Genomic DNA, 7,398 nt, shown 5'->3' with positions numbered 1-7,398 from the left:
TGCAATTTCATCTATTATTGTTGTTCCGTAACCTGTAATCAGATGCCAAATATCATGTGTTTGCCCCAGACGCGCTTCTATATAGCTAGCATCTGAATTGATTTTAATATGCGAATAAAAATCTGGGTTCAAACCTTTTTCTATGATGTAAGCAGCATAGGTATAACCCAAAGAATCTTTTGGGTATTCTTTTAGCACTTCTAAATTATAATGCGGTGCCATATAACGCTGTTTAATAATAGCTGCCTGTTCTGGGTTAGATTTCATTTTGTTTACAGCTAACTCAAAAGCTGGCATCTTAATCAAAACTTTGGTTAACTTTTCAAAAGCATATGAAGCAGCATCTACATTCCTAAAGTTTGCCTGTAGAGTCAGAAAATAAAGTACTGCATTAGTTTCTAAAGCATCTTTATAATTCTCGAACTCAAGATACATTTCACCTTTTTGTGGTGATGATACAGAGAATACTTGCGTACTACACATTTGCCTATAACAAATCTCTCAACTACAATTTGTATCGTAGATTGAGTGATGCTGATGAGTAAAGATACTTTTTTTGATCTAAATCAAATTTGTAAAAAATAAAATTTACCTGAGTCTGGATGCGGACAAAGCACTTAAAAGCTTTCGTTTCTCATATTTCGTCCGAATACGACTGAGAGTTTCTTGCGTTATTCCTAAATATGATGCGATATCTTTAAGACTGACCTTATCCAAAATTTGCGGAAATTTTTGTAGTAATTCGCTATAACGTTCTGCTGCTGATTGTGAGTGACGCAATACAAAATGTTCTTCTAACTGTATAAAGTAGTGTTCCATCATTAACCTTCCTATTTTGTTCCAGATGGGGTCACTATCATAATCATATAAGTCGTATAAGCTTGTATGGCTTATATACAGCAGCTTGCTATCGCTTACTAAAACAATACTTTCTGAAGTAGCTTTTTGTGAGAAAAAACTAGATGCCGTAAAAAATTCTCCCTCAAAGCTAAACCAAGATGTTACTTCTTTATTTTCTTGATACCAAATTTCTCTGGCAACTCCCTCAACTAAAAAATATAAATTATTACAAACTGTACCTGGTTCCAGCAAAACAGAACCTTTGCATAGCTCCATTTCCTGAAGATAAAGATATTCCTGCAATCAGCGCTATTTTAATTGCAGGAGTTGTCTATTTAATACTACGTACCAAAGTAAGTAATACGTTTATGGGGGTAGATTTCAGTTCACCTGCTGGTTGGCAGCGCATTGAAGCAGCTCTTGAGTCAATTATTCAATCAACTATTTCTACAGATTCCGTAAATTAATTTTAATGGATTACAGGAGTAATGCCCCGCTTAAAATTATCTAGCGATTGCCTCATTAATCACCGTTTTATAGTCGCACTTGGACACGGCAAGCGCTTGCCGTAATATCCAGGCGCCGAATCTCGCTAAATTATCATAATAATTTTTACAGCGTCTAAAAGATTTGCAAGTAATGCCACGGAATAGAGATATAAGCACATAAATATATTATTGCCAAAAAGTCAAGAACTTATTTACCAAAAATTCCTGTGTAATTATAGCCAACTCCAATTAATAATCCGGCATCAGTTTCATTTCCAATAAAACCTACATTTACCCTAACTGTTGCCGTTATATTTTGAGATATTGGAATATCTACACCTCCTGCTAGTAAAGGGTCTAATTGAAATTTACTAGTAACTCTAATTAGTGCGCCACCACCTATAAACGGTGAAGCAATTACTTGTCCTGCACTATTTTTAATGGGAATTGAACCTGTTAGAGCCAAAGCACTAGTAGCTGTACTGTCACCGAATATTGTTGTTGCATCATATAATGCAAAATTTTCTGTGAATGCTGTTTTACCAAGAATCGTAAAATTAGTATCCGTTATACCTGTAGTATCTCCACTGATACCAAAATTAGCACCAATTCCTATATAGCTTTGCTTATAATGCGTATTTTGTTCATTTGTATTAGCTTGAGATATTGGTTGTATTTGGCTAGCTTGAACCAAATTGTGGTTTTTAGCTATCAAAGAAACAGGTGTTTCAGCTAAAACTTTATAATCTTTTTCAAAAGTAATTGCAGTAGTGGGTAATATTGCAATGATGAATTGAATAAATAAACAGTTGATTTTTATCATTGGTATAACTCCTCTTTTATGTTTTCAGCAATCTAAACAAAAAATATTTAGCTATTGCACAATTTTTATTACAGCTTGTCTGACTAAAAGAAAAATACTGTGCGAAGTGTGCTGGTTACAATATCGCCATTACTATCTTGGTTTCCTGCATTAGTGATAACTTGAACTGATGGCGTAATGCGAATATTTTGGCTCAACGGGTAATTGTAAAAAGCTTCTAAACTCGTTTGAGTTGCATTGCCAATATTGCTATCAATAAATGGCTGACCAACTGCTACCCCGAAAATGGCGCCAGTTTGAAATAAATCCCGCAGAGAAACTCCTGCCATCCAGTAATTTGGTTCTATATTCCCAAATGCTGTATTCTCAAAGCGACCGTAACCATATCTACCAAAAACACCAAGCTGTTTACCCAAGCTCAGTTCAATATTGGCGCCAACTACATCAAAGCGATTGTTAAATACTTCTCCTTGGCTGTACTGTAGACGCAAAGCAAAATTCCTGGTGGGAGAATATTCTATTTCTACAGTTCCTTGGTAACTATCGCCAAATAAACCACGGTCTCCACCTGGGTTGGGATATAGTAAACGCGCAAAAGTACTGGTGCCAGTAATTCGACCAGTATTACCTGGGTTTGCTGCATCAGTAGCAGCATATACACCTCGTATTGTAAATGCTCCTTGTCCTGGTTTCCAGTCAATTGCTGCTCCAGCAGCAGGACCACTAACAGGAAACAGAATAAAGTTATTTACCAATGGCTGAGTACTAAAATCTAAGAAACTACGATTTGCATAACTGTTACGGTCTACGTAATCAGTCGCGCGTATATCTGGGCCAATAGAAACGATAAAATCGGTACTTGGTTTAAAGGTGTAATATAACCTTCCAATTACCATGTCACGATTCACAGGTGGCTTGACTGAATAATCTAAGGAACTGCCGAAATTTGGTTCTAGAACTCCACCGGCATTGTCCAAGGCGCCACCGCTACCAGTCTCAACCCGAATTTTCAATAAGTCTGTTCCGTGGAAGCTGGTATTTAAATCAACTCCTGCTCTGTATATTACTGTTGGATTTGGATTTGTATTAGCTAGCTCTCTACCATTAGAATCAATAATTCGTTCACTGTCAAACCAACCTGCGTTGACAGACATAATAACTTGTCCCTGGAGCTTAGTAGTTGTAGAAAATTGCTGTGATTCCGACGTTGCAGTACTAACTTCTAAAGCGTCTACTCGTTGTTGCAGGATAGCAAGAGAGAGTGCTAAATTCCTCAGTTAGCTTTTTCAGTATTGTAAGTTCTTCTGTTTTGATGCTATCCGATGCTGTTGATGAGATTAGTTGATTAATGTGGTTTAAACAAGCGTTTAGACCAGCAGCAAACTCGTAACGACTAATTGCACGATTACCACGGAAAGTTTTGTCTGAATATTCAGCAACACAATCGTAACGTTCAACTAAGGATTGTAATGCTGTAAATGCCCAATCAGTAGGTTGGACATCAGAAAGTTGACTTACCGACGTGATTTGACCCATCGAAGGCGCCGACAACACCTCTATTTCACTCAAAATTTCGTCAGCTTTTGCTGGATATTGAGCATATAGCAAACAAACTAAAGAACCAACTCCCAAAGTGATGATACAAGTTATTGATTTCTTATTAGAGAAAGTGCAGTTTAACATGATGCCCGCATTCCTAAAGAACTATTTTCGTGTAAAGGATAGTTACGGGGATGTTTTACGCCGTCCCCAAGGTTTCAATACTGAGATGATGATGATTATGACAAGTACAAGCGTTTGAATGGCGCCGACAACAATAACCGCATCACGAATGGAAACATAGGTAGGATTTTGCAACACCTGTAAGCGCTCAATTGCAGAAATAGAAGTAGCTTGTTTTGTCAAAGGACCAAGCCAAACTGAGCCAATGACAATGAGCATCATAGTTAAAATCTGCTTTGCCATTACCCAGTAGTGCTTGAAAAATCCCCAAACAGTGAAGTTGCACAGTAGTAACCCTGAAACCAAAGATGATACTGCTGAAGGGACAATAATGAACTCACCCATTAAATTACGTGCAGCATTGATTGCATAGAGTTCGTTACCGTTTGCCCAGTTTTGATAGTAAACAGCCAGAGCAAGAGAGCAGAAAGCAGTCCCAAACCAAAGACTTGCAGAAGTAATGTGGAAGCTCAATAACCAATTTTTCTGGTGGACTTTCAATTTCATAGCTATAACTCCCTGAATACGTTAGCCGCCTAATAGTTAGGCAGCTAACTATATTCTGTCATGCCTTGTGAGGAAAGTAAATATAGTTAGGCGGCTTATAATAAGGGAACTGTCCATAAACATATCTCTATGCGAACTATTCCCAACCGTCAAGCTATTGATGACCTAAAGAGCCAGTATCCTGAACTAGATGTGAGTTCCGTGGAAGCTTGTTTGACATTTCTCGATGCAACATCCGAAGTGTATGCAGCTTTTGATATCCACTTCGCTCGTTATGGTCTTTCAATCGGAAAATTTACATTACTAATGCAATTGTACGTTGCCCCCGAAGGGCTTACGCCTTCAGAGTTTGCTGACCGCGTTGGTGTAACCCGTGCTACTATTACTGGGCTTTTAGATGGACTTGAGCGAGAGGAACTAGTTAAACGTGAGGCACACCCTAACGACCGTCGCAGGTTAATTATCCGTCTAACAGAAAAAGGAAAACAGTTAGTTGCCAAAGTATTACCTGACCATTTCTGCCGCACCACAGGATTAATGGCAAATCTCACACCAGCAGAAAAGAAAACTTTAATTAAGTTATTAAATAAGGTGCAAGCTGGCGCCCCTGCTTTATCAAATCCAGATTTTACAAGCGCTACGTGATGGTATTATTTCAATTGCCATAACTATATTACAGAAACCCCTTTTATTTTGGCGAAGGTATTGTAAACTATGACTCAGATGGAAACTCGTCGTTTGTGGTTACGCCAACTCGCGTTGACAGATTTAGATGATTTAGCTGAAATTTATACCGACTCAGAGGTGATGAACTATCGTTAATATATTTAAATAATATATAGTATTGACCTTCATAGGGTTGGCTCAACTTCTTATTCGTTGATAACGCTAATGTCACTTTCATCATAAATCCACATTGCTTTAACGCCTTGTGAAAACTTAAGTTAAGGCGCATTGCACCACAAAGTTTGTTGTTAAAAAATATATAGAATTCCAACAGTTCATTTTTTAAAGCCAAATTTTGACAATGCCGAATATGTTCAAGCGCAGAATCAAAATAATTAATTATTAAAACATCTGGCAAATAAATTTTTAAACGCTCATAATTATCATTGATTAATAAATACAAATCTTCTGCATATAATTCCTGAACAGATTGAATTTTTAAAGAGGAATCAACATCTATTGTTATCGGATACATAGAAAACCCTCATTAATTTAAGTGAGTATTAACTTTTGGCACAGTCCTGATCATTACTAATTATGGGAGTAGTTTGAAGCTTATCTGTCAAAAGTTTAATGTTGTGTGGTTTGATTATCATTATACTTCTGTTGTGTAATTGCGGTTTATGCGAGGAGACACACATGCAAGCAACATATGATTCGATTGCTAACTGGTACGACACTTGGGTACGTGATGAAACCTCTGTTGACAATGCTACCGTATCGACCTTCCTTGATTTTATCGGCGCCGTGGATAATCAGTTAATATGCGATGTCGCCTGTGGGCAGGGACGTGTTGCTAGAGCATTGGCTCAAAAAAAGGCGCGAGTCGTGGGTGTTGATATTTCTTCCCAACTAATTGCAATTGCACAACGAGAAGAACAACAGGTTCCACTTGGTATCCAATACTTCCTTGACGATGCCCAAACGTTAGCGCAGCGCGCGGGATTGTACTTTTGATGGCGCCACTTCTTATTTGGCGTTGATGGATATTCCTAATTTAGAAGCATTATGCCGTGCAGTATATAGGATACTTCGTCCTGATGGCTGGTTTGGGTTTGCCATTACCCATCCCTGTTTTGAATCTCCTCATAGTCAATGGCGTACTGATGCAACTGGAAAAGTAAGCTTGGAAGTAACAGAGTACTTCACAGAAGGGTTTTGGCAGTCAGCGAATTCAAATCGAATCCGGGGTATGCTAGGCGCCAATCATCGAAAGTTATGTACTTACATCAACACTTTGATTGGAACAGGTTTTGAGATTAAACAGCTATACGAACCAGAAGCGACACAGGCAGCCATAGAGCGCGTTCCCGGATGTCGCGTTGTTCCAACCATTCTTTTTGTAAGCTGTGTAAAAAAAACATACTAAGCAATAGAAAGCAATAAGAAGGATTTTTAATGCTGAAACTTTATTACACCTCTCTATCTATATATTCTCGTCCAGTGTGGATTACATTGATAGAAAAAGGGTGTGACTTTGAACTAGTATCGATGAAACTAGACGGAGACCAGGTTCAACCCGATTTTTTGGCAATTAGTCCCTTTAATCATGTTCCCGTTTTGGTTGATAAAAATTTTACAGTCATAGAATATGAGCGCAATTCTTGATTATTTAGACGCTCAGTATCCAGTACCAGTTTTAACTAGCGGACACGCGCGGTAATAGCACGTTGTAAGAAAGCAAATGCGCGGTTGTAATTTAAAATTGCAGTTACTCTATCGCTTTCGGCGCGCGTCAAGTCATTTTCTGCTGCAATAACATCAGTTTGAGTACCAACCCCAGCTTGAAATCTCAACCTTGCTAGTCGCAAAGCCTCTTTCGCTTGCTGTAACGCCAAATCTGTTGTTTGAATATTAGTCAAATTAGATTGTAATTGAGTATATTGTTGTTCGACATCGAAACGAATTTGCTCACGTTGTTTTGCAAAATTTCCTTCAGCAATGGTAATGTTAGCTTTCTCTTGTGCTGCTCTTGCTCTTGCGGCGCCTCCATCAAATAGGTTTAAAGAAGCTTGTACACCGAGCGAATAACCATCAGTAACGCTGTTATTATCGTTAAATTGGTCAAGTAAGCTGTAACTTGCAACTAAACTAATTTGTGGTTCTAATTGAGATAATGCTTGGCGCCTTCTTTGAATGCTGATGTTGCGTTGTGCTATAAATTTAGGTAATTCGGGGCGATTTTGAAAAGCTAAAATAATCGTCTCTTCAACAGTTTGATTCCAAACTCCGGCTAATTTAACAGGGTCTGATGCACTAATATTCAATGATTGTGATAAATTTAGTAAGTTT

General features: G+C 38.1%; 12 protein-coding genes. 4 read left to right on the top strand and 8 right to left on the bottom strand.

The features are described 5' to 3' along the window. From DSM106972_RS44220 to DSM106972_RS44195, 6 genes are all read right to left on the bottom strand, one after another. On the bottom strand, nt 1-483 hold a 483-nt coding region (locus tag DSM106972_RS44220), incomplete at its 3' end, for a Coq4 family protein (RefSeq protein ID WP_233787965.1). A 105-nt stretch (nt 484-588) separates the two neighbouring features. After that, nucleotides 589-1,116, bottom strand: a complete 528-nt coding sequence (locus tag DSM106972_RS44215) for a Crp/Fnr family transcriptional regulator (RefSeq protein ID WP_127086672.1) — start codon at nt 1,114-1,116, stop codon at nt 589-591. A 420-nt stretch (nt 1,117-1,536) separates the two neighbouring features. Continuing rightward, entirely contained in the window at nt 1,537-2,151 is a 615-nt protein-coding gene (locus DSM106972_RS44205; protein ID WP_127086671.1) for a hypothetical protein, read from the bottom strand. An 83-nt stretch (nt 2,152-2,234) separates the two neighbouring features. Further along, nucleotides 2,235-3,398, bottom strand: coding sequence for a carbohydrate porin (locus tag DSM106972_RS44200; RefSeq protein ID WP_233787648.1), 1,164 nt, complete (start codon nt 3,396-3,398; stop codon nt 2,235-2,237). Continuing rightward, nucleotides 3,367-3,834, bottom strand: a complete 468-nt coding sequence (locus DSM106972_RS54405; RefSeq protein ID WP_233787543.1) for an iron uptake porin — start codon at nt 3,832-3,834, stop codon at nt 3,367-3,369. Before DSM106972_RS54405 ends, DSM106972_RS44200 begins: the two co-directional genes overlap by 32 nt. Before the next feature lie 42 nt (nt 3,835-3,876). Beyond that, nucleotides 3,877-4,380: a hypothetical protein gene (locus DSM106972_RS44195; protein ID WP_127086670.1), complete on the bottom strand. Its 504-nt coding sequence runs from the start codon at nt 4,378-4,380 to the stop codon at nt 3,877-3,879. Between the two features lie 129 nt (nt 4,381-4,509). Between DSM106972_RS44195 and DSM106972_RS44190 the strand changes: the two genes are divergently transcribed. After that, nucleotides 4,510-5,025 carry a MarR family winged helix-turn-helix transcriptional regulator gene (locus tag DSM106972_RS44190; protein ID WP_127086669.1) on the top strand — a complete coding sequence of 172 codons (516 nt, stop codon included), beginning with the start codon at nt 4,510-4,512 and terminating at the stop codon, nt 5,023-5,025. A gap of 67 nt (nt 5,026-5,092) precedes the next feature. Here the strand turns inward: DSM106972_RS44190 and DSM106972_RS44185 are convergent, their stop codons facing one another. Next, nucleotides 5,093-5,581, bottom strand: a complete 489-nt coding sequence (locus DSM106972_RS44185) for a hypothetical protein (RefSeq protein ID WP_127086668.1) — start codon at nt 5,579-5,581, stop codon at nt 5,093-5,095. A gap of 164 nt (nt 5,582-5,745) precedes the next feature. On the opposite strand from DSM106972_RS44185, the gene DSM106972_RS44180 reads away from it, so the two are divergent. From DSM106972_RS44180 to DSM106972_RS44170, 3 genes are read left to right on the top strand one after another with little or no spacing between them, the layout of a single operon-like run. Continuing rightward, nucleotides 5,746-6,063 carry a class I SAM-dependent methyltransferase gene (locus DSM106972_RS44180; protein WP_158632976.1) on the top strand — a complete coding sequence of 106 codons (318 nt, stop codon included), beginning with the start codon at nt 5,746-5,748 and terminating at the stop codon, nt 6,061-6,063. Between the two features lie 25 nt (nt 6,064-6,088). Then, nucleotides 6,089-6,475, top strand: a complete 387-nt coding sequence (locus DSM106972_RS44175; protein ID WP_127086666.1) for a hypothetical protein — start codon at nt 6,089-6,091, stop codon at nt 6,473-6,475. Between the two features lie 29 nt (nt 6,476-6,504). Next, complete coding sequence (locus DSM106972_RS44170) at nt 6,505-6,714, top strand: glutathione S-transferase family protein (RefSeq protein WP_233787536.1); 210 nt, start codon at nt 6,505-6,507, stop codon at nt 6,712-6,714. 35 nt (nt 6,715-6,749) lie between these two features. Here the strand turns inward: DSM106972_RS44170 and DSM106972_RS44165 are convergent. Then, nucleotides 6,750-7,398: TolC family protein (locus DSM106972_RS44165; RefSeq protein ID WP_148129275.1), on the bottom strand; the 649-nt coding region annotated here is incomplete at its 5' end.

This window comes from Dulcicalothrix desertica PCC 7102 (assembly GCF_003991905.1).
GTDB classification, from domain to species: domain Bacteria; phylum Cyanobacteriota; class Cyanobacteriia; order Cyanobacteriales; family Nostocaceae; genus Dulcicalothrix; species Dulcicalothrix desertica.
This window is presented reverse-complemented; position numbering and strand designations above follow the sequence as displayed.